Annotated in this window: 21 protein-coding genes; 10 read left to right on the top strand and 11 right to left on the bottom strand. The window is 40.2% G+C overall.

The features are described 5' to 3' along the window. Window positions 1–178: 178 nt before the first annotated feature. The gene (locus ACX0HA_RS10665; protein ID WP_458845270.1) at window positions 179–1,960 is read left to right on the top strand and encodes an AMP-dependent synthetase/ligase; all 1,782 of its coding nucleotides are present in this window, start codon (window positions 179–181) and stop codon (window positions 1,958–1,960) included. Window positions 1,961–2,012: 52 nt separating this feature from the next. Beyond that, entirely contained in the window at window positions 2,013–3,176 is a 1,164-nt protein-coding gene (locus ACX0HA_RS10660; protein ID WP_458845269.1) for a DUF3095 domain-containing protein, read from the top strand. Between the two features lie 17 nt (window positions 3,177–3,193). Here the strand turns inward: ACX0HA_RS10660 and ACX0HA_RS10655 are convergent, their stop codons facing one another. Next, window positions 3,194–3,844 (bottom strand): hypothetical protein, encoded by a 651-nt coding sequence (locus ACX0HA_RS10655; RefSeq protein ID WP_458845268.1) that lies wholly within the window; start codon window positions 3,842–3,844, stop codon window positions 3,194–3,196. Between the two features lie 164 nt (window positions 3,845–4,008). Here ACX0HA_RS10655 and ACX0HA_RS10650 point away from each other — a divergent pair, with 164 nt between their 5' ends. The 6 genes from ACX0HA_RS10650 to ACX0HA_RS10625 all read left to right on the top strand — a co-directional run bounded on the left by ACX0HA_RS10650 (window position 4,009) and on the right by ACX0HA_RS10625 (window position 11,544). Beyond that, window positions 4,009–4,383 carry a DUF2750 domain-containing protein gene (locus ACX0HA_RS10650; protein ID WP_458845267.1) on the top strand — a complete coding sequence of 125 codons (375 nt, stop codon included), beginning with the start codon at window positions 4,009–4,011 and terminating at the stop codon, window positions 4,381–4,383. Between the two features lie 52 nt (window positions 4,384–4,435). Further along, window positions 4,436–5,425, top strand: coding sequence for a hypothetical protein (locus ACX0HA_RS10645; protein ID WP_458845266.1), 990 nt, complete (start codon window positions 4,436–4,438; stop codon window positions 5,423–5,425). A 199-nt stretch (window positions 5,426–5,624) separates the two neighbouring features. Beyond that, window positions 5,625–6,080, top strand: a complete 456-nt coding sequence (locus ACX0HA_RS10640; protein WP_458845265.1) for a MarR family winged helix-turn-helix transcriptional regulator — start codon at window positions 5,625–5,627, stop codon at window positions 6,078–6,080. 63 nt (window positions 6,081–6,143) lie between these two features. Further along, window positions 6,144–8,534, top strand: coding sequence for a 3-hydroxyacyl-CoA dehydrogenase/enoyl-CoA hydratase family protein (locus tag ACX0HA_RS10635; protein WP_458845264.1), 2,391 nt, complete (start codon window positions 6,144–6,146; stop codon window positions 8,532–8,534). 4 nt (window positions 8,535–8,538) lie between these two features. Next, window positions 8,539–9,726 carry an acetyl-CoA C-acyltransferase gene (locus ACX0HA_RS10630; protein ID WP_458845263.1) on the top strand — a complete coding sequence of 396 codons (1,188 nt, stop codon included), beginning with the start codon at window positions 8,539–8,541 and terminating at the stop codon, window positions 9,724–9,726. A gap of 27 nt (window positions 9,727–9,753) precedes the next feature. After that, window positions 9,754–11,544 carry an acyl-CoA dehydrogenase family protein gene (locus tag ACX0HA_RS10625; protein WP_458845262.1) on the top strand — a complete coding sequence of 597 codons (1,791 nt, stop codon included), beginning with the start codon at window positions 9,754–9,756 and terminating at the stop codon, window positions 11,542–11,544. 311 nt (window positions 11,545–11,855) lie between these two features. Here the strand turns inward: ACX0HA_RS10625 and ACX0HA_RS10620 are convergent, their stop codons facing one another. The 3 genes from ACX0HA_RS10620 to ACX0HA_RS10610 all read right to left on the bottom strand — a co-directional run bounded on the left by ACX0HA_RS10620 (window position 11,856) and on the right by ACX0HA_RS10610 (window position 13,951). After that, window positions 11,856–12,017, bottom strand: a complete 162-nt coding sequence (locus ACX0HA_RS10620) for a lmo0937 family membrane protein (RefSeq protein ID WP_458845261.1) — start codon at window positions 12,015–12,017, stop codon at window positions 11,856–11,858. A gap of 19 nt (window positions 12,018–12,036) precedes the next feature. Continuing rightward, window positions 12,037–12,636: a DUF4142 domain-containing protein gene (locus ACX0HA_RS10615; RefSeq protein ID WP_458845260.1), complete on the bottom strand. Its 600-nt coding sequence runs from the start codon at window positions 12,634–12,636 to the stop codon at window positions 12,037–12,039. A gap of 109 nt (window positions 12,637–12,745) precedes the next feature. Next, entirely contained in the window at window positions 12,746–13,951 is a 1,206-nt protein-coding gene (locus ACX0HA_RS10610) for an NAD(P)/FAD-dependent oxidoreductase (protein WP_458845259.1), read from the bottom strand. A 132-nt stretch (window positions 13,952–14,083) separates the two neighbouring features. Between ACX0HA_RS10610 and ACX0HA_RS10605 the strand changes: the two genes are divergently transcribed. Further along, complete coding sequence (locus ACX0HA_RS10605) at window positions 14,084–15,286, top strand: LETM1-related biofilm-associated protein (protein ID WP_458845258.1); 1,203 nt, start codon at window positions 14,084–14,086, stop codon at window positions 15,284–15,286. 50 nt (window positions 15,287–15,336) lie between these two features. Here the strand turns inward: ACX0HA_RS10605 and can are convergent, their stop codons facing one another. The 4 genes from can to ACX0HA_RS10585 form a co-directional block, all read right to left on the bottom strand. Next, the gene (can, locus tag ACX0HA_RS10600) at window positions 15,337–16,023 is read right to left on the bottom strand and encodes a carbonate dehydratase (protein ID WP_458845257.1); all 687 of its coding nucleotides are present in this window, start codon (window positions 16,021–16,023) and stop codon (window positions 15,337–15,339) included. Further along, complete coding sequence (locus ACX0HA_RS10595; RefSeq protein WP_458845256.1) at window positions 16,007–17,659, bottom strand: SulP family inorganic anion transporter; 1,653 nt, start codon at window positions 17,657–17,659, stop codon at window positions 16,007–16,009. Before ACX0HA_RS10595 ends, can begins: the two co-directional genes overlap by 17 nt. 84 nt (window positions 17,660–17,743) lie before the next feature. Continuing rightward, a complete protein-coding gene (locus tag ACX0HA_RS10590) occupies window positions 17,744–18,028 on the bottom strand; it encodes a hypothetical protein (RefSeq protein WP_458845255.1) in 285 nt (94 codons plus the stop codon). 56 nt (window positions 18,029–18,084) lie between these two features. Next, entirely contained in the window at window positions 18,085–18,585 is a 501-nt protein-coding gene (locus ACX0HA_RS10585; protein ID WP_458845254.1) for a Dps family protein, read from the bottom strand. Between the two features lie 120 nt (window positions 18,586–18,705). On the opposite strand from ACX0HA_RS10585, the gene ACX0HA_RS10580 reads away from it, so the two are divergent. Next, a complete protein-coding gene (locus ACX0HA_RS10580; protein WP_458845253.1) occupies window positions 18,706–19,659 on the top strand; it encodes a LysR substrate-binding domain-containing protein in 954 nt (317 codons plus the stop codon). A gap of 375 nt (window positions 19,660–20,034) precedes the next feature. Here ACX0HA_RS10580 and mnmD read toward each other — a convergent pair whose 3' ends face one another. Genes mnmD through ACX0HA_RS10565 form a run of 3 tightly spaced genes read right to left on the bottom strand, consistent with a single transcriptional unit; the run spans window position 20,035 to window position 21,779 of the window. Next, window positions 20,035–20,697, bottom strand: a complete 663-nt coding sequence (gene mnmD / locus ACX0HA_RS10575; RefSeq protein ID WP_458845252.1) for a tRNA (5-methylaminomethyl-2-thiouridine)(34)-methyltransferase MnmD — start codon at window positions 20,695–20,697, stop codon at window positions 20,035–20,037. Continuing rightward, on the bottom strand, window positions 20,698–21,147 hold the full coding sequence (locus ACX0HA_RS10570) for a hypothetical protein (protein ID WP_458845251.1): 450 nt from the start codon (window positions 21,145–21,147) through the stop codon (window positions 20,698–20,700). Further along, entirely contained in the window at window positions 21,147–21,779 is a 633-nt protein-coding gene (locus ACX0HA_RS10565) for a DUF4920 domain-containing protein (RefSeq protein WP_458845250.1), read from the bottom strand. Before ACX0HA_RS10565 ends, ACX0HA_RS10570 begins: the two co-directional genes overlap by 1 nt. Window positions 21,780–21,962 lie beyond the last annotated feature (183 nt).

The raw sequence follows: 21,962 nt of genomic DNA, 5'->3' as shown, positions 1-21,962 counted from the left end.
TTGTGTTTTTAAATGTACAGCATATCTTGTTATTTAGACAATCTGATTACCAATTTGTATAAAAAAACATGATTATTAGAGTCTTATATTTTTTTCAATTTATTTTTCAATAATCCATAACTTTAGGTGTAGATATATATTTTTTTCATAATTTGCAGGAACAAACATCAAAACACCTATGACTACTATAACACGCCTGTTTGATTTTCCGTACTACCAGCTGGAAAAATATAACCTGCCCGATGCACTGGTTACAAAATACGGCAATGAGTGGGTAAAGACCTCAACTCAGGAATATGTCGACAAGGCAAATGCCTTTTCGCGAGGGCTAATGCGTTTGGGCGTTAAAAAGAATGACAGGATTGCTGTTATATCATCTAACAACAGGACGGAGTGGCATATTACTGACATAGGCATTCTGCAGACAGGTGCTCAGAACGTACCCATCTACCCTACCATTAGCGAAGAAGATATTGAATATATCCTGAATCACTCTGAATCTACATACTGTATCGTTTCTGATGAAGAGCTTTATAATAAAATAGCAGCTATCAGGAACAATGTTCCAAAGCTGAGGGAAATATATTCTTTTAATGATGTAAAAGGCTGCAAAAGCTGGAACGAAATACTTGACCTTGGTAAAGATAATTCCAACCAAAACGAAGTAAATGCCATTAAAGACGCTATTACCGAAGAAGAACTGGCAACAGTTATCTATACTTCGGGTACTACAGGCAGGCCTAAAGGTGTAATGCTTTCGCACAAGAACATCGTTTCTGACGTACTGATGAGCGCCGAAAGGGTTCCGTTTGAGGCTGGTAACAGCAGGGCTTTGAGCTTCCTGCCGATATGCCACATCTATGAGCGTATGATATTGTACCTATACCAGTACTATGGCGTATCGACCTATTTTGCAGAATCCATAGAAAAAGTAAGCGACAACATCAAAGAAGCACAGCCATTCGTAATCACAGCGGTGCCAAGGCTTCTTGAAAAAGTATACGACAAGATCATTGCCAAAAGTACAGACCTTACAGGCATTAAGCGCAAGCTGTTCTTCTGGGCAGTTGAAGTTGGCCTTCAATATGAGCCTTATGGTGCCAATGGCCCGTGGTATGGCTTCAAGCTTTGGCTTGCCCGCAAGCTTATCTTCTCTAAATGGAAAGCAGGGCTTGGTGGTAACCTTGAACTGATGGTATCAGGAAGTGCTGCTATACAGCCAAGACTGGCAAGAGTATTCGCAGCAGCAGGCATACCGGTTATGGAAGGCTATGGACTTACCGAAACTTCTCCTGTTATTGCCGTAAACGACGAACGTAATAAAGGATTCAAAATAGGTACTGTGGGTAAACCGCTTACTGGTGTTGAAGTAAAAATTGCCGAAGACGGCGAGATACTTTGCAAAGGTCCTAACGTAATGATGGGTTACCTTAATGCGCCGGACAAAACTGCCGAAGTAATGACCGACGGTTATTTCCACACGGGAGATATCGGTATCATTGATGCGGATGGTTTCCTGAAGATTACCGACAGGAAAAAAGAGATGTTCAAAACATCGGGTGGTAAATATATTGCACCGCAGCTTATAGAGAATGCCATGAAGCAATCGCGTTTTATTGAGCAGATCATGGTGATAGGCGATGGCGAGAAAATGCCGGGTGCTTTCATTCAGCCTGACTTTGAGTTTGTAAAACAGTGGGCATCACGCAAAGGGCTTTCCCTGAGCAGCAACCAGGAAATTGCGGACAACAAAGAGGTTCATGACAGGATACAGGAAGAAGTAGACGAAATCAACAAGAAATTCGGACACTGGGAACAGATCAAGAAATTTGAGATCACGCCTGAACTATGGAGCGTTGATGGCGGCGAACTTACCCCTACCCTAAAACTAAAACGTAAAGCCGTTAAAGAAAAGTACCAGAAACTATATGATAAGATATATGATGGTTCTTCGAAATAATAATGAACTCCCCGCTAAATGGGGAGTTTTTTGATTATAAATAAACATTAAAATGACAGCAAACAGTAACGAACAGTTTTACTCCTCCCTTTCATCCCACAAGATAGCGCTGCCTGCACTCCTGTCGGATGAAAGCTTGTTTAGCCCTGTTCCTGCTGACTGGCATGTTATCATTACGGATATTAAAGGCTCAACAACTGCTGTGCTTGGTGGCAGTCACCAGGATGTTAACCTCATCTCTACAGGAAGCATAGTCACGGTACTCAACATCGCTTACAGCATGGATATTACCGTACCGTTTTTCTTTGGTGGAGACGGCGCTACATTCATCGTACCCCCGATACTGATTGACCGTCTTATGGAGGCACTGGCTTTATACAGGGTAAACACCTATGATAATTTCAAATTGGAACTCCGCACAGGAACTGTTCCTGTAGCTGACATTTATACCAAAGAACATAACATAAAGATTGCTAAATTCAGCAGTTCAAAAAACTTCACTATCCCAATAGTATTGGGTAGCGGGCTCGATTATGCCGAAAAACTCATTAAAGCTGAAGATTATTTATTTTCAAGACATACACCAAAAATCAAAGAACTTGACCTTACGGGAATGCAATGCCGGTGGGACACTATCCCTCCTCCAAAAAATAAAGAAGAGGTCGTTACGCTTCTTATCATTTCTCGAAATATTGAAAAACAGTCTGCAGTCTTTGGAAGAGTTCTGGAAAAAATGGATGAACTCTATGGCACTCAGGAAATGCGCCAGCCAATATCGATCGCAAGGCTGAAGCTAAAGACTACTTTCAGCAGGCTTACTTTGGAGATGCAGGTACAACTGGGCAAAATAAAGTGGTTCGAGCTCTTTAAAAACTGGATCGTTACCTTTTCGTGGTATCTATATTTCAGTACCAACAAAGGCAAAACCTATCTAAAGAGCATGGTCGAAATGTCGGACACTCTTGTAATCGACGGGAAAATAAATACCGTGATAACCGGTACTGTTGCCCAAAGGGCTTCTCTCCAGAAACTACTGGACGAAATGGAAAAAGCCGGGGAAATACTATACGGAATACACATCAGCGAAGCATCTATAATGTCATGTTATGTCCGCAATCTTGTAGATGATCATATCCACTTTGTTGATGGTTCAGATGGCGGCTACACCAAAGCAGCAAAAGTGATGAAGGAGAAATTAAAAAAAGGCTACCTGTAACAGTAACCTTTTTGATATTATGATAGCGCTCCTATCCTGCTTACATACTTAAAGTTCTCAACAAACCTATCATACGTCTTCTTTTCCTTCTTCATAAACTCTTTATCATTTATAAAATCAGTATGAGTGGTATCATGCTTCGCATATTTTAAAATCGCTGCAGCTTTTTCTTTTGTATACACCTCATCTATAGGCTTTAATGTCTTCAATGCATAATATAAAGAAGTGTAGCCTATGTATTCAGTTTTCACCAATACATCAGTATACTTTTTTAGTGCCGCTACAAGTTCTGCATTATCCGGATTTTTATTTACCTTTCCTATAAGGTCTTTTTTACAAAGGATGATATAAGCAATTTCCTGTTTCTCAGGATTACTCAAGTCTTCATTATATTGTTTATCAAAAAAAGTCCAGTCAATTTTAGAATCGTCTGCAGATTCAATATTACTAATAGTAACAGTTGTATCTTTTTTCCTGTCGTCTTCCGTTGAAGTTACTAATGACATTTGGTTCATATACGCCTGTTTTTCTTCATCTGTAAGAAGCTTTTCAGCAACATGAAGCCCGTTCTTTTCTTGTTGAACTTCTTTTTTAGAACAGCCCGTGCTTAAAACACTGGCAATAGCAATAACTGCAGCCGCAAATAACGGCCTGGTGATTTTTTTCATTTGAAGGATTATAATTGGTTGGAAATATTCTGAACAAACAGCATTTATGTTGATAAAATTAATCAAAAAAACTAATTTATCTTACAAAATATAAAAATATAAAAATATAATTACAATATATTACTCATATAGCTACACTTGTATTTATACATTATTTTTGCAGTATGAATTCAAATGCTGACCTCCGATATCTGTCACCAAACGAGCTTTACCCTCATTTCCTTAAAACCATTGCTGAAACTGACGAACTATGGACACTTATAGACAATGATGGTCGTTTTGCCTTGTTCGAGGTCAATAATAAAACGGTATTTTCTGTATGGCCAGATGAAACTTCCATAGAAAGTAACATCACTCCGGACTGGCAGGATTACATTCCCTTTAAGATAAATCTGGATGAACTGGAAGAAACCATCATTCCGCTTATCAGACAGAATAACTACTTCATTAATATATTCCCTGTTGACAGCAGAACAGGATATTTAGTTGCCCTCAATGATTTTGTTAGGGAACTCAACAGGGAACTTAAAAACTATTGATGACTGTCACGCGATAGGAAACCTATTTTTACAACTGCCAACTTACTTATATATGAAAAGAATACTACCCGTTCTCTTAATTATGCAGTTGCTTATTAGCTGCAACGCAACCGACCTGCTTACCAATAACGATATCGATCCTGAAATTCGGGAGAAGTTTAAATCTAAAAGCGACAGTATTGCGATGACTGTGCGCACAGACAACAAAGGCGCCTACTACCTTATGGGGTCAGAGGATTTTTATGACAACCTGAAAGAAAAAACAGAAATAATCAAAGGAATATACTGGGATCCCAAGATAAAATCGACTCCAACAGTAATGGACGAATTTTTCATAAAGCAGGAAGGTTTTAAAAATCATGAGCTGCATTCCGATAAAAACCATTATACAGTTCACTTTGGCAATACACAAAAAGAGTCTTATGTATCGGTACTTAAAATACACGCCAATGAACAACAGCATTATCTTTTAGCGGTAGTATATAGCCTAACAGGAAAATCCTGGAAAATTGAAAAGATTATCCCAGCCCGTTATTCTTTTTTCGAATACAATGCCGAAGACATGTATAATCTGGCAAAGGAAAAAGAATCTAACGGCTTTACCATAGATGCGTTTGTCTTTGCTAACGGTGCACTTAATCTGACCAAGAGCGGTGGAAAAGACTTAGTGTTTGATGAGGAATCAGAAAAAGAACAGTATCGCAACAGTCTGTTATCAAAATTAGAAAAACGCCATGGAGTATTTCCTATTGACATGAGGGAAATAAACGAGATCCCTCAACTGACCGGCTTTGATATGGCTTACTATAAGAAAGGCTTGTATACCGCTGTACACTACAACAGTTGGACACCAATGGATGATGTACCGGCACTTACAGAAGAATATGAAAAAGTAAAGCACTACGTTGCTAAAAACTTTCCGGATCTGGACAGAAACCAACCATTTGTATTTTACAGGGCGTTTAGCAGGCTGCCCGGACATGGTTATGAAATACACGGATTTTTGGATGAAAACAGTAAAACGAAAAGAGTAAAAATGTAAAGCTGAAGCTTTTTCATTCTGCATTTCAAAACACGGACTCCCTACCAAAGGGAGTTTTTTATTGCCATATTCTTCAAAATAAATTCATATATTTACTAGTATCACACAAAAATCACTCACACTTTTAATTAACATTAAAAAATTTTAAATTTAATATGCATGCATAATAAATTTTTGTATATTTGAAAAACAATAACCTATGAAAGATAAGACAATTGACTACGCATTGAGGGCAACATGGCAGGCAGTTTCGAGAATGTATAACGAAGAAGCCTCAAAATACGGTGCCAGCATGTCGGTCGGGTTTGCGTTGCTTTCAATAGATAAGGACAACGGAATACCATCTACAGCTTTAGGGCCGCAAATGGGAATGGAACCTACAAGCCTCACCCGTACCCTGAAATCGATGGAAGAAAAAGGCCTTATAGTGCGAAAGAAAAATCCGGTGGATGGCCGTGGTGTACTGATACACCTAACCAAACTGGGCAAGGAAAAAAGAGAACTTTCGCGCGACAGGGTGCTAAAATTCAATGATGTGATAAAACAGCATGTATCGCAGGAGAAACTGGACAGCTTCATGGAAGTAGCAGAGATAATTAACGATCTGATATCGGAAAAACTGATATTCACAAACGATAACGAACCAACTGAATAAACAAACAACGCGGAGGTTTGGACTATAGCCGGGCATCCGCCTAAAACTAAAAAGAACAAATAAATGAAACGCACTATTAAGAAGGCAGCTGTAATAGGCTCCGGCGTTATGGGATCGGCTATTGCCTGCCATTTTGCCAATATAGGTGTTGAAGTGCTTTTGCTGGACATACCGCCAAGAGAACTTACCGAAGCTGAACAAAAAAAAGGACTTACGCTTGACAACAAAGCTGTAAGGAACAGGATAGTTAACGACCACCTTGCTAACTCCCTGAAATCCAAACCCTCTCCTATTTACCACCAAAAGTTTGCCGACAGGATCAAAACTGGTAATACGGAAGACGACATGGCAAAAATTGCCGATGCCGACTGGATCATAGAAGTTGTTGTAGAAAGACTTGACATCAAACAAAAAGTGTTTGAGCAGGTTGAAAAATACCGCAAACCGGGTACACTTATCACTTCTAACACTTCGGGTATTCCTATCCACTTTATGAGTGAAGGACGCAGCGAAGACTTCCAAAAACATTTTTGCGGAACACACTTCTTCAACCCTCCGCGTTACTTAAAACTTTTCGAGATCATACCGGGTCCGCAGACTTCGACAGAAGTACTGGACTTCCTTAATAATTATGGTGAGCAGTTTCTTGGCAAAACATCGGTTGTTGCTAAAGACACTCCTGCTTTCATCGGTAACCGTATCGGTATTTATGGTATTATGAGCCTTTTCCACCAGGTTAAGGAAATGGGTCTTACCGTCGAAGAAGTAGACAAACTTACAGGTCCGGTTATCGGGCGACCTAAGTCGGCTACCTTCCGTACTGTAGACGTTGTAGGACTTGATACATTAGTACACGTTGCCAATGGTATCTACGAGAATTGCCCTGACGACGAAGTACATGAGCTTTTCAAGCTTCCTGCTTTCATCGATACCATGATGACAAACAAATGGCTGGGAAGCAAAAGCGGACAGGGTTTCTACAAAAAAGTTGACAAAGACATTCTTACGCTAGATCTTGATACTTTAGAGTATCGTGCAGCGAAGAAAGCATCGTTTGCAACACTGGAACTTACTAAAACTATAGAAAAGCCTATTGACCGCTTTAAAGTGCTTATAAAAGGCACTGACAAGGCAGGCGAATTTTACCGTAAAAACTTTGCAGGTACGTTCTCTTATGTCTCTAACCGTGTTCCTGAAATCACCGACGACCTTTATAAAATTGACGATGCCATGAAAGCCGGCTTTGGCTGGGAGAATGGGCCGTTCGAGATTTGGGATGCCGTAGGTGTTGAGAAAGGACTTGAGCTAATACAGGCAGAAGGGCTTACTGTTGCTCCGTGGATCAGCGAAATGCTTGCCAGCGGAAACACAAGTTTCTATACCATCAAAGACGGAGCTACTTACTATTATGACTTAGCTTCTAAATCACAGAAAAAAGTTCCGGGTCAGGATGCGTTCATCATACTGAACAACATCCGCGAAAGCAAAAAAGTATGGAGCAACAGCGAATCTATCATCCAGGATCTTGGTGATGGAATCATCAATCTGGAGTTCCGCTCTAAAATGAATACTATTGGCGGCGGTGTGCTTCAGGGCATCAACAAAGCCATAGACCTTGCCGAAAAAGAATATGAAGGACTTGTCATCGGCAACCAGGCAGCTAACTTCTCTGTTGGGGCTAACATCGGAATGATTTTCATGATGGCCGTTGAACAGGAATATGATGAGCTTAACATGGCCATCAAAATGTTCCAGGACACTATGATGCGCGTTCGTTACTCTTCTACTCCGGTAGTGGTGGCACCTCACGGCATGACTTTGGGTGGTGGCTGCGAAATGAGCATGCACGCTGATAAAGTTGTTGCAGCAGCAGAAACTTACATCGGGCTTGTAGAATTTGGTGTTGGGGTTATTCCCGGCGGCGGCGGATCAAAAGAAATGACTTTAAGAGCATCTGACCTTTTCCGTAAAAATGACGTCGAACTGAATACGCTTCAGGAATACTTCCTTACTGTTGCAATGGCAAAAGTGTCAACATCGGCTTATGAGGCGTTTGATCTTGGCATCCTTCAGAAAGGAAAAGATGTTATCGTGGTTAATAAAGACAGGCAGATCGCCGAGGCTAAAAAACACGCTAAGCTTCTTGCTGAAGCCGGTTACACTGCTCCTATTCGCAGAAAAGATGTAAAAGTACTGGGCAAACAGGCACTGGGTATGTTCTTAGTAGGAACCGACAGTATGGAAGCCGGACACTACATCTCTGAACACGACAAGAAGATAGCTAACAAACTGGCTTATGTTATGGCCGGAGGCGACCTTTCTGAACCTACACTGGTTACCGAGCAATACCTTCTTGACCTTGAAAGGGAAGCGTTCCTATCATTATGTGGAGAGCGTAAAACATTAGAGCGCATTCAATTCATGCTTACGAAAGGAAAACCACTAAGAAACTAAAAAAATGAAAACAGCATATATAGTAAAAGCCTACAGGACAGCCGTGGGTAAAGCCCCTAAAGGTGTGTTCCGCTTTAAAAGGCCTGACGAACTGGCCGCTGAAACCATACAGTTCATTATGAATGAGCTGCCTGATTTCGACAAAACACTAATTGATGACGTAATGGTAGGCAACGCCATGCCGGAAGCTGAGCAGGGACTGAACTTTGCACGCCTTATTTCCCTTATGGGACTTAAAGTGGATGATGTTCCCGGAGTTACAGTAAACCGTTACTGTGCATCAGGATTAGAAACAATTGCCATGGCTACTGCTAAAATACAATCCGGTATGGCCGAATGTATCATTGCCGGTGGTGCCGAGAGCATGAGTTATATACCAATGGGCGGATACAAACCGGTTCCTGATTATCAGGCAGCCAAAGCCGGCCATGAAGATTACTACTGGGGAATGGGTCTAACGGCAGAAGCTGTTGCAAAACAGTTTAACGTTTCGCGTGAAGACCAGGACTTCTTTGGTTACCAGTCACATCAAAAAGCGCTTAAAGCTCAGGCTGAAGGCAAATTTGACCGCCAGATAGTGCCTATCACTGTTGAGCAGGTTTACATCGATGAAAACGGCAAAAAAGCCACTAAATCATATACCGTTACTAAAGATGAAGGTCCAAGGGCAGATACGTCAGTAGAGGCATTAGGCAAACTAAGACCGGTATTTGCCGCTGATGGAAGCGTTACAGCCGGTACATCATCGCAAATGAGTGATGGTGCTGCCTTTGTAATGGTAATGTCTGAAGCTATGGTAAAAGAACTTAAGCTTGAGCCTATTGCACGCATGGTAAGCTATGCAGCAGCAGGTGTTGAACCAAGGATCATGGGTATCGGCCCGGTGAAAGCCATTCCGAAAGCCCTTAAGATGGCAGGACTTCAGCTTAACGATATCGAATTGTTTGAACTGAATGAGGCTTTTGCTTCACAATCACTTGCCGTGGTTCGTGAGTTAGGCATCAATCCTGATATTGTGAACGTAAACGGAGGTGCTATTGCCCTGGGTCACCCGCTGGGATGTACAGGTGCAAAGCTATCAGTTCAGTTATTTGATGAAATGAAACGCCGTGGCAACGAAGGCAAATATGGTGTAGTAACCATGTGTGTAGGTACCGGACAGGGTGCAGCCGGGGTATACGAGATACTTTAAGATTCCAACTTATAAAAAACATATAAAATGAGCGAAATAGCAAGAGGAGGCCAATTCCTCGTTAAGGAGACAAAGAGCGAAGACATCTTTACTCCGGAAGATTTTTCGGAAGAGCAGATAATGATGCGCGATACGGTTAAAGAATTTGTTGACCGTGAAATATGGCCTAACAAAGACCGTTTTGAGAAAAAAGACTATGCACTTACTGAAGAAACCATGCGTAAAGCAGGTGAGCTTGGCTTCCTTGGCGTAGCAGTTCCTGAAGAATATGGCGGACTTGGTATGGGCTTCGTTTCTACCATGCTGGTATGTGATTACATTTCGGGAGCAACAGGCTCATTCTCGACAGCTTTCGGAGCGCATACAGGTATTGGTACTATGCCTATTACCCTTTATGGAACTGAAGAGCAAAAACTGAAATATGTGCCAAAGCTTGCATCGGGCGAATGGTTTGGCGCTTACTGCCTTACTGAGCCGGGCGCAGGATCTGATGCCAATTCAGGTAAGACAAAGGCTGTACTTTCTGAAGACGGTACGCACTATAAAATCACAGGACAAAAAATGTGGATATCGAATGCCGGCTTTTGCAGCGTATTCATTGTATTCGCACGAATTGAAGATGATAAGAACATTACAGGCTTTATCGTAGAGAATGACCCGTCTAACGGAATCTCTCTTGGTGAAGAAGAACATAAACTGGGCATACGTGCCTCTTCTACCCGTCAGGTTTTCTTTAGCGAAACCAAAGTTCCGGTAGAAAATATGCTTTCGGAAAGAGGCAATGGCTTTAAGATTGCAATGAATGCACTTAACGTAGGCCGTATAAAACTTGCTGCTGCCTGCCTTGATGCACAAAGAAGAACAATTTCGGGAGCAGCTAAATATGCTAATGAGCGTATTCAGTTCAATACTCCTATCGCAAGCTTTGGGGCTATACGCTCTAAACTGGCAGAAATGGCTACCAATGTATATGCCGGAGAAAGCGCAAGCTACAGGGCTGCTAAAAACATCGAAGACCGCATTGAAGCGCGTGTTGCCAATGGCGAATCACACCAGGATGCAGAACTTAAAGGTGTAGAAGAATTTGCAATAGAATGCTCTATCCTTAAAGTGGCAGTATCTGAAGACGTGCAAAGCTGTACAGACGAAGGTATCCAGATCTTTGGCGGTATGGGCTTCTCTGAAGACACTCCTATGGAAAGCGCTTGGAGAGATGCGAGGATTGCACGTATCTACGAAGGTACTAATGAGATCAACCGCATGTTATCTGTAGGCATGCTTGTTAAAAAAGCGATGAAAGGCCACGTAGACCTTTTAGGCCCGGCAATGAAAGTTGCCGAAGAGCTTATGGGTATCCCTTCATTCGACACCCCGGACTACTCTGAGCTTTTTGCTGAGGAGAAAGAAATGATAGGCAAGCTGAAAAAAGCATTCCTTATGGTTGCAGGATCGGCTGTACAAAAATATGGTCCGGCGCTTGATGAGCACCAGCAACTGCTAATGGCTGCTTCAGATATCCTTATCGAGATATACATGGCAGAGTCTGTTATCCTTCGTACGGAGAAACTCGCAAGAAAACAAGGTGCTGACAACGTTAAAGAACAAATCGCAATGGCACAGCTTTATCTGTACAAAGCAGTAGACATCGTAAATTCTAAAGGTAAAGAAGGTATCTCTTCTTTCTCTGAAGGCGATGAGCAGCGCATGATGATGATGGGGCTTAAGCGTTACACAAAATATAACAATATGCCTAACGTAGTGGCTTTAAGAGAGACCATTGCTGCAAAAATCGTAAGCGAAGGCGCTTACCCTTATTAATAATTTCAGTTTTTAGTTTGTTTGTAAACCCTGCTTTCCGGCAGGGTTTTTTAATCTCTAAAACCTAATTTTATAAAATGTATGCAGAATTTTATATAAAAAATATAAATATAGTTGGATAAATTTGGGTGTAAAGAGATACAATATCACCCATCCAACCAATTTATTTTACAATCGGTATTCATGTGGGGGCAGAATACTGCATTGCAAAAGCCTGTCTATATTGACAGGCTTTTCTATATAGTCCAGATTGTTATAAAATAAAAACCCGCAATGTGTTACATTACGGGTCTTCATCCTTAGTACTGAGTTTAATCTAATGGCGGCCTTCTTCTTATCAGGTTAAGCGCAATCATTACAATAGCTACAACAAGCAGCAAATGTATAAGAGCACTTCCTGTATGATAAGCAAAACTGCCAAGTGCCCAAAAGATGATCAGTATAAAGGCTATTATATAAAGTAAATTTTTCATAGCAATATTTTTTGAGTGACTATTTTATAGCATCAACTTTTTCTTTCGTCATTTTTGCATGCTCAAGATGAGCCATCAACGTTGGCAACATATTCGCAGCCCACATTCTTACATCCGTTTCTTCTGCTTTTTCAGAAGCTTTCTGCATTTTTTCAATCATTTTTTCATGGCCTTCTACCATTTTATCGGCATACGCCTTATCAAAATCATGACCTGATTTATCGTTAAGATCTCTAAAGGCTTCCTGTCCTTTTTCTGTCAATGATGCCGGAAGTGTAATGTTTTTCTTTGCAGCAGTAGCTTTAAGTTCTGCAAGCGATTTAGTATGCGCCTCAACCATCATTTTACCCAATGTTTTTACATCGGCATTTGTACTTTTTGTCTGTGCCAGTTTTCCAAGCTCAATTTCTTTCATGTCTGATTCGGCAGCAGCTACAAGGTAATCAGAATCTTTTTCTTTTTCCTCATTTACATCGTCAAATTTTGCTTCGTTTTCGTCTTCTGCTACTTCTTTAGGATCCTCCTGTTTTGGTTCATTCTTGCATGACTGAAGGCCAAGAGATAATAATAGAACCGAAGCTCCTAATAGTGTTTTGCTAAATAATGATGTCCTTTTCATAATAGGTTATGTTATTTGTTAGTATTTGTTCTTTACGAAATTAACACATATAAAAAGGCCATGCTGTTAGCGTTATCACAATAAGTGTTAGCGAAATATTAAATGTGATTTAGCGGTCAAAAGAGAATAGATCAACATCCTTATTATCTTTACCCAAAATCAGGTCGGTAATAATTTCGGCAGCAATAAGACTGAAGGTAATACCGTTTCCACCAAATCCCAATGCAAAGTAACTGTTAGGCAGTTTGTCATAAGGACCAATGTATGGCAGCCCGTCTTTGGTGGAACCAAATGTTCCTGTCCAGACAAATTCAGGTTTAAATTTCAGGTGCGGATATAGTTTATCTACATCGGCAGTAAGCTGTTTGGTTTTCTTTTTCATGAGTTTATCCCTTTTAGCAGGGTCGCTGAAATCTTCATCCCTTCCACCAACCAATACCCTGTTATCAGCCGTAGTACGCATATAGAGATAGGGATCGGCTGTATTCCATATCAGCACTTCATCCTTCCAGAAATCCCGTTCGTTATACTGTTCGCTTACTACTGCATAAGTAGACAGTAGATCTACAATTTTCTTATCTATGAAATCCACCACCTCATAACCTGTGGCATATACCAGCTTTTTCGCTTTTATGGTATACCCCGATTCCGTTTTGATTACAACACCACTTTTAGAATGTTTGATGTCTGTTATCTCGGTGCGGTCATAGATATCATTCGCTTTTCCTTTTTTATGATTGTGCTGTAAAAGGCAATGCGTAAACATATATGCATTGGTTTGTGCCGCCTGTTCCGAAAGGATAGCACCATAGCCTGTAAATCCGAATTCTTTTTTCAGTTCATCGGCATCGAGCCAGCGCACTTTAAAACCTGCTGCTTTTCTGGCTTCATATTCTTTCTTTAGCCATGCCGTATCTTTTTTGTAGGCCGCATAATACAGGCTTTTTTTCTTCTCGAAGTAATCCACTCCCCTGTCTTTAACTATCTTTCCCAGTTTGTCTATTGCATCGCTGCACAGCTTATAAGCACGTTCCGCTTTTTCTTGGCCAATCATCTCTGTCAGCTTATATAGTGGGACATCGATCTCATACTGCAACAGCGAAGTGCTTGCACTGGTACTGCCAAGGCCTATGGTACGGGCATCAATAGTAACACAATCTATGCCTGCATTTATAAGATGGTAACGTACCAATGCACCGGAAATCCCGGCTCCGATTATAGCTACCTCAGTTTCTACATCATGGTCGAGTTTAGGAAATGTAAACGGCAGCCCGTCTTTTATCAGCCAGAAAGGATAACCTGCTTTTAATGTCATAATAAATTGCTTATAGCCATAAATTTACCAATTTTAGACTGGAGAGATTTAACATGAAATAAATTATAGCTTTTATTTAACTGTTGTTCAATCGCAGAAAAATTGCATAGTTTTGCAGTATAATTTCTTCAAATGATAAACCCTTCTGCCAGCGGCTGGATCGACAAGTTTTTTGCACAGCTAAAAAACAAGCTTCCCGTTTATGCCAATGCCCACGAATTTTACCGTTCGGTTAGGGATTCAGGGTTTATATATGGCCATGTGGTATCCTTCAGCAACATCGATGCTAAAGAAACCAAAGGCTGGATTACCGAAGAAATCACGAAAGCCGCACTTCTCAATACGCTATATGATGTATACAGGCTGGTTGAAAAAGATGACGACCCAAAAGTATTCATTAAAAAGGCTATCGCTTTTTATAAAGACATGACTCCTGATGGTTTTGACTTTTTCAAAAAAGTACTGCCTGCCTCGTCGCAAAGCCATCAATTAGAGGAAATACTGGACGAACGCATTAAGACTAACGACAATATCATAAGCCGCAGCTTTTCGCATATACTTACCAATGCCCTGCTGTTTATGGATGTACTGGCTTTTCGCCAATACCTCATTAATGAAGTCCTTCCGCAACGCTACCTAAAAAAGCTGGAAGAAACGGTCATAAGTATTGTAGCATTAGCCCTTAAGGCAAAAGACAAAAGATCTGAATATGATGACCTTCTTATAAAGTTGTTTGAATCGTCCGTGCGCTATACCAAGTTCTCAAAGATCGAAGCCGATGATCTTTACAAGCTCGAACTGGATTATTTTGCTTCTAAACCCGAAAAGAATTACCTGCTCGATATGGCAGGCATGGCTATATGGAGTGACGGAAAAGCGCAGGAAACAGAAATAGATTTCCTGTTCAGGCTTTCGGCACAAATGGAAATGAACGACGATATCGCCGCCGAAAGCATTGCTTCATTCGATGTTTTTATTAAAATGAACCGCAAAGAGCTGCCATTCTTCAGGTACTCCAACCCGGTGAAACATTTCTATGATCATGCATCACAGTCGGTAGTACTGCTTATAAACCGTAACAAGAACCGTCTTATAAAAGAGCTATCCAATAACGGAGAACTGATGCTGTTGCTTACCCATTCCACGCATCGAAGCCTTGATGAAAAAGAAAAGAAAAAAGTAAAGAAACAATTACTGGAAATATGCAAAACTGTTCCTTCACTAACTATTTTCTTATTGCCCGGCGGAAGCTTATTGCTACCTCTTCTTATAAAATTCATACCTCAACTGTTACCATCGGTTTTCAATGAAAACCTTGAAACGGATACAGAATAAAAAAACCGCCCCTGAAGGCGGTTTTTCATTATAAACAAAATAACGGGAATTTAGAATTTAAGCTGGCTTACTTTGTCAAGCTCAGTGTTGTCACAAAAGTTTACATCAAGATCTTTTACAATACCTGTATCAAGTCCATAAACCCATCCGTGAAGGCAAAGCTCCTGCCCGTTTTTCCATGCATTCTGTACGATAGAAGTTTTTGCAAGGTCAAGAACCTGCTCTTTTACATTTATCTCTACGAATGTATTGAATCGTGTCGTTTCGTCAATGATTGAGTCAAGGAACTGGCGGTGATGTCTGTAAACATCTTTAATATGCCTGATCCAGTTGTCAATAAGTCCGATAGAATCGTTACCCATCGCTGCTTTAACGCCACCACAACCGTAGTGTCCGCATACGATAACGTGTTTTACTTTAAGCACGTTTACCGCATAGTCAAGTACGCTCAGCATGTTCATGTCAGTGTGAACTACCATGTTAGCGATATTCCTGTGAACGAATACTTCTCCCGGCTGTGCACCTATTACCTCATTGGCAGGAACACGGCTGTCTGAACATCCAATCCATAATAATGGTGGCGCCTGACCTTTAGCAAGGTTTGCAAAATATTCAGGATCCTGGTTAAGCTTGGTCTCGGACCATATCCTGTTGTTGTCTAATATCTTTTTGTAAAAATCTGAATGTGATTCGTGTGAATGTGTATTTGCCATAATAGTTTTATAATGTTTCTGCATCCGCAGAAGTTTTTTCTTTTTTATCTTTTTTAATCTTTTTTTCTTTGTGTTCTACAAACACGTTTTGTTTACCCCAGTCGGTATTTTCAAGCTCATAAGCTTTTTTAAAACCAACAAGCTTAACCTTAATATGTTTCTCTTTCGATTTCACATCTTTAAATTCCTCAATAAGATCAAGTACATCGTGGGCTATATATACCGTGTCTGACGCATCAATAACAACTTTAGAATTTTCAGGCACCTCATTAAGCGTTGTTTTTATAGCCGCTTTATTAAGGAAAGAAACTTCCTGTGCCAGATCGATATGAATTACATCGCCTTCAGCATACTCCTCTTTCCTGAAATTGTATGCTCTCTTAAGGTTACCCCTCAGTACAAAAATAATACTTATCGCCATACCAAGCGCCACACCTTTAAGCAGATCGGTAAATACTACCGCTAGCAGTGTCGCAATAAATGGTATGAACTGGTATTTACCTTTATGCCAAAAATGCAGCAATGTAGCAGGCTTGGCAAGCTTATAGCCTACCAGCAACAATACAGCTGCTAATGTTGCCAGCGGAATCTTATTCAGCACTACCGGAATAGCCAGTACACATATAAGAAGTAATACTCCATGAATAATTGCCGAAAGTTTGGTCTTTGCACCAGCATTGGCATTCGCCGAAGAGCGGACAACAACCGAAGTCATAGGTAAGCCTCCTAACAATGCACTTATCATATTACCAATACCCTGAGCTTTAAGCTCAACATTGGTATCAGTATAACGTTTCTGAACGTCCATCCTGTCGGAAGCTTCAATACATAAAAGCGTCTCAATAGATGCCACTACAGTAATAGTTGCCGCTGTGATCCATACCTGCGGATTGCTGAATGCTGTAAAATCCGGCATGACGATTATACTTTTTAGCTCATCGAACGACTGTGGTATTGGCAGTTTTACAAGATGCGACTGCATTATTTCAAGAGTACTGCCTGTCCTTATGAATACCTCATTAAGTACAATGCTCACAATTACCGCTACAAGGGCTCCCGGCACCAGCTTAAGCTTTTTTAGTGCAGGCACCCTATCCCATAAAATAAGGATCGTAAGCGAAATAAGAGTTATAATGATTGCACCAAGGTGAAAATAATCAAGCGCTCCAAAAATGGCTGAAAACGTATTGTCGCCATCCGTTTGCATAAAGGCCTCGTCGCCTTCAAAATCGGCGTCAAACCCAACAGCATGCGGTAATTGCTTAAGGATAATGATAATACCAATACCCGCCAGCATACCTTCTATAACATTAGAGGGAAAATAATTAGAAATACTTCCAGCTCTTATAAAGCCCAGCGCCAGCTGGAAAACACCGGCAAGGAAAACACTCAGTAAGAACACTTCAAATGAGCCAAGAGTTGCTATAGCTGTAAGAACTATAGCCGTAAGCCCTGCAGCGGGACCCGAAACACTCACGTGAGATCTGCTTAAAGACCCCACAACAATACCACCGATTACACCCGCAATAATACCTGCTAATGGTGGCGCACCTGATGCTAACGCAATACCCAAACATAAGGGCAGCGCAACTAAAAATACCACAAGACCCGATGGAAAATCGGCCTTTAGGCTGCTAAAAAGATTTGTCTTTTTTGTCATAACCGAAAAATATATAATACAATTACACTCTCAGGCACCTATACACCTGAACAGTTGTCCGTAAGTATGGACACGAAAATTGGATTATACTATATCGGGAGGAGGCGAATGTATCTCGCGCGAAACATTATCATGTTCCTCGTCGTTAGCCGTTTTTATAACAGGAGTTTTCTTTGCAGGCGCAAAGAAAGAAAGCCGCAGCTCAACGAAGGCTGCAGCTTTAACTTCTTTTATTTCTTTTTGTATTTCTTCTTCTGTAAGGCTGTAAACAATAGACATATCTGCATCATCCTGGAGGAAACTCACAATGGTAGGAGTCGCCAGAAATGACAGGAATAAAAAGAGTACTATGTTTACAAAAAATTTCATTAGCGCAAAGATACGCATTATTTATAGCAAAATTTAAGCCAGTATTTGTGTTACCGTTAAATTTTTTCTTCGCTCCATGCTTTCATCATCCACATTGTTTTCTCCTGCTCCTTAATGAAATCGCTCATCATTGAGTTAGTCCCTTCATCATTTATATTTCCCGACTCTTCAAGGATTACTCTTTCAATTTTCAAAAGGTCGGCAATAGACTCCATGATAAGATTCACAGCCTCACTGTCTATTGAAATATTTTTACCCACTTTCAGCTTGTTATTTTTAATATAATCATCGAATGTATGAAGCGGTGTCCCGCCTAATGTAAGAACACGCTCGGCAATCATATCGATCTTTAGCTGTGCATCATTGTAAAGCTCTTCAAATTTTACGTGCAGGTCAAAAAATCTTTTACCGCGGATGTTCCAGTGAATCCCACGAAGATTTTGGTAGTACACCTGAAAGTTAGAAAGCAGGATATTAAGCTCTGCTGCAATCACTTCAGTTTCTTTAACCGGAAGCCCGAGTATATTAGTTGCTTGTGTTTGTTTTTTTGTTGCCATAATATAGATATGTTTTGTTTTTTAGTGTAAGCTTTATTGTACGAAACTAGAGTAAATTTAGCTATTTAAAAGATAGGAAATATCAATAGTTTTTATAATTTTATCATAAAAATCTATACCATGACAATTACCCAACTCTACTATGTGCTTGCTGTAGCTGAACACAAAAATTTTACGCTTGCCGCGGAAAAATGCTTTGTAACACAGCCCACACTTAGTATGCAGATTCAAAAGCTTGAAGAAGAACTTGATATACAAATTTTCGACCGCAGCAAAAAACCTATTCAGCTTACTGATGTTGGGGAGAAAATAGTACAGCAGGCAAAAAATATTGTAAACGAGTCGGGAAGGATCAAAGATATTGTAGACCAACAAAAGGGGTATATAGGAGGTGACTTTAAAGTGGGTATCATCCCAACTGTAATGCCCACACTGCTCCCTATGTTCATGGCAAATTTCATTCATAAATACCCAAAAGTAAATCTTATCATTGAGGAGCGTAATACCGAAGAGATTATAAAAATGCTGAAAAATGGCCAGCTCGACGCTGCCATAGCCGCCACTCCGCTTGATGAAGAATCACTGAAAGAAATAGTACTGTACTACGAACCTTTTGTAGCTTATGTACCCGAAAACAACGCAGCCTACCAAAAGAAAGAATTTGAGATCGAAGATCTTGAAGCTAATCTAAATAACATTTTATTGCTACAGGACGGGCATTGTTTCCGTAATAATGTACTAAACATCTGTAAAGCAACATCCTTGGGCTCTGACAATAATTTCCAGATAGAGAGTGGTAGTTTTGAGACCATGGTAAGACTTTCAGACGAAGGGCTTGGAATGACACTGCTTCCCTACCTGCATACGCTGGATATGGACGAAAAGCATAAAGATAAGCTTCGCCAGTTCAAAGATCCAAGGCCATCACGCGAAGTAAGCCTTATCTATTCTAAAAAAGAATTGAAGCTGCATATTATAGAAGCATTACGCACCACGATAGCAGGTGTTGTAAAAGGAGCAATCACATTCCAGAATGTAGATATCACCAGCCCTTTACAAAAGAAGACTAACTAGTTAGACAAAAAAAAGGAGCCCAATGGGCTCCTTTCATTTTTTTATTGCTCAACATAAATAAGGCACGCTTTTAATTCAGGTTTTTCAACGGTGAATGTATTAAGCCATTCTATAAGTTGTTCAATTTCGTAAGGTAAAAGTATTTTTATAGCTTTTTCAACCTCCTTACAAAAAAGCATAGGGTCAAAGCTTACGCTCTCTAAAATCTTTTGTGTATAGCTAAACATAGGTCTAGTCATAATGCGGAAATTCTTTTTTAAGTTAGCTGTGATAAGAACGAGTATGTAAATGTAATAAAATTAAATCTACTATAACGAAATAGTTTTCAACAATTATTCGTTAAAGTTTTGAATACCGCAATTAATTAACACTTTATTAACCTTTAAAAGCGATAAGCATTTCTCTTTTCCCGGGAGGGCCGGGAACTTTTTTCACGCTGAATCCTGCACTCATCATAGCTTTTTTTATAACTGTTCTGCATGCATAGGTAACAAGGACACCTTCACTTTTCAACGCAGCATACATTTTTGAGAATATTTCATCACTCCATAATTCCGGTTGTGTAGGATAGCCAAAAGCATCAAAATAAATAAGGTCAAACACTTCACTGTCATTAATATCCTGAAAAAGCTGCTGGCGTTTTGTGAGGCTAAATTGTTCCGTCAGTTGCGTCTTCTCTCCCCAGGCAGCATTGTGCATAGCATTAAAAACAGCTTGTTTATCATTGGCGTCCAGTTGGCTAACATAATTAAGTTGCGCAACCACTTCCTGTTCTACAGGATAAGCCTCCACCCCTGTGTAATCAATATGTTGGCCTGATTTAAGCGATTCAAGATAGGTAATAAAACAATTCAGGCCTGTACCAAAACCTATCTCTAAAACAGAAATGGGCCTGCCTTCTGTCAAGGCGAGCCCATTTTTTATGAATACATGATACGCTTCCTGGATGGCACCATACCTTGAATGATAATTCTCATCCATATCCGGCAGGTAAATGGTTACCGATCCGTCATTCGTAATTACAATTTCTCTTTTCAATTATTTAATATAAAGTTTTTTAATGCGTGGTATAGGGCCTTCGCATTTTTGCTCATGGCAAGCAACACAAGACGAAACCGCATCGTTAAAATGCTTTTTGGCGTTCAGCGAATCTTTATAGATAAGCTCCTGTGCTTTGAGGAATTTAGCAGCCTGAACCTTAAAAAAGGCATCGTTATCACTTTCATCGGTCATTACCGAAGCATGTATCTTCAAAAAGTGCTGCGGAAAATTGCCAATGGTATCGCCATTGGTAATACGCTCCTTTAACCTCATGTTGTCTACATACATCTGCTCCATAAGAGCAGCCATTTCAGACATCTCATACATTTTGAACTCCTTTTTTGCAGGGGCCTTCTTTTCAGGCTCCGCTTTTACAGCTTCGGCTTTCTTTTCACACGCTGCAAAAATAAGCGATCCCGAAAGAACAATCAACAATTGCTTTTTCATTATTTGCTGATTAGCACGCCATCGGCCATAAATTTATATTCGATCTTAGGCTCAGTGATTTTAGCTATTGCCTCATCAGACTCTCCTCCATCTTTAGCATAATGCCTAAGTTGCGCCACAGATGTTTCACTCACAAAAGCCTTACCGCTCACGACAGCTTCCTGTTCGGCGGCATTCAACGGAATGAAAAATGCATAATCTTTAAATTTCACGAATGATTCTTTACCACCCGGAAGTGCCATAGACATCCAGCATCCCTTTTTCTGGCATACTGCGTTTATTTTTGATCTGAATTTTATATTTACTGTATCACCAGGTTTAAGCGACTTATATTTTTTAATCATCTCTTCTTTAGAAATGGCTTTATCGGCAAGTATCTTATCTCCAAAAGAAGCATAATCAACTTTTACTGCTGTAACGGGCTTAACTTCCTTTACTTCAACAGTCTTTACTTCTTCTTTTGCAGTTTCTGCAGAAACGGCATCTTCTGAAGTAGTTTCTGCAATCGTATCAGTTACAACGGCAGTAGTATCTTTTATGATGGTTTCTTCGGTAGTTACCTCGGTTTCTTTATTCTTCTGGCATGCAGCAAAAGCTATAGCCACAAAAGCCATAAGTAGTGATTTTTTCATTATTTAACGAAAATTAGGTTTAATGTTACAAATTTATACAGAATCTTTAACCTTGCAAGTGCTTCCCTTCAAATTCATCATTTTATTACACTTTCTTTCAATGATTTAATTATTCGGTGTCCAAAATTATTCTAAAACAAGTTGACAACATCTTTTTTTAGTAAATTTGCAATTAACACGACC

The organism is Flavobacterium hauense, from assembly GCF_054457175.1.
Note: the sequence above shows the minus strand (reverse complement) of the source record. Positions and strands in the feature narration are given on the sequence as shown.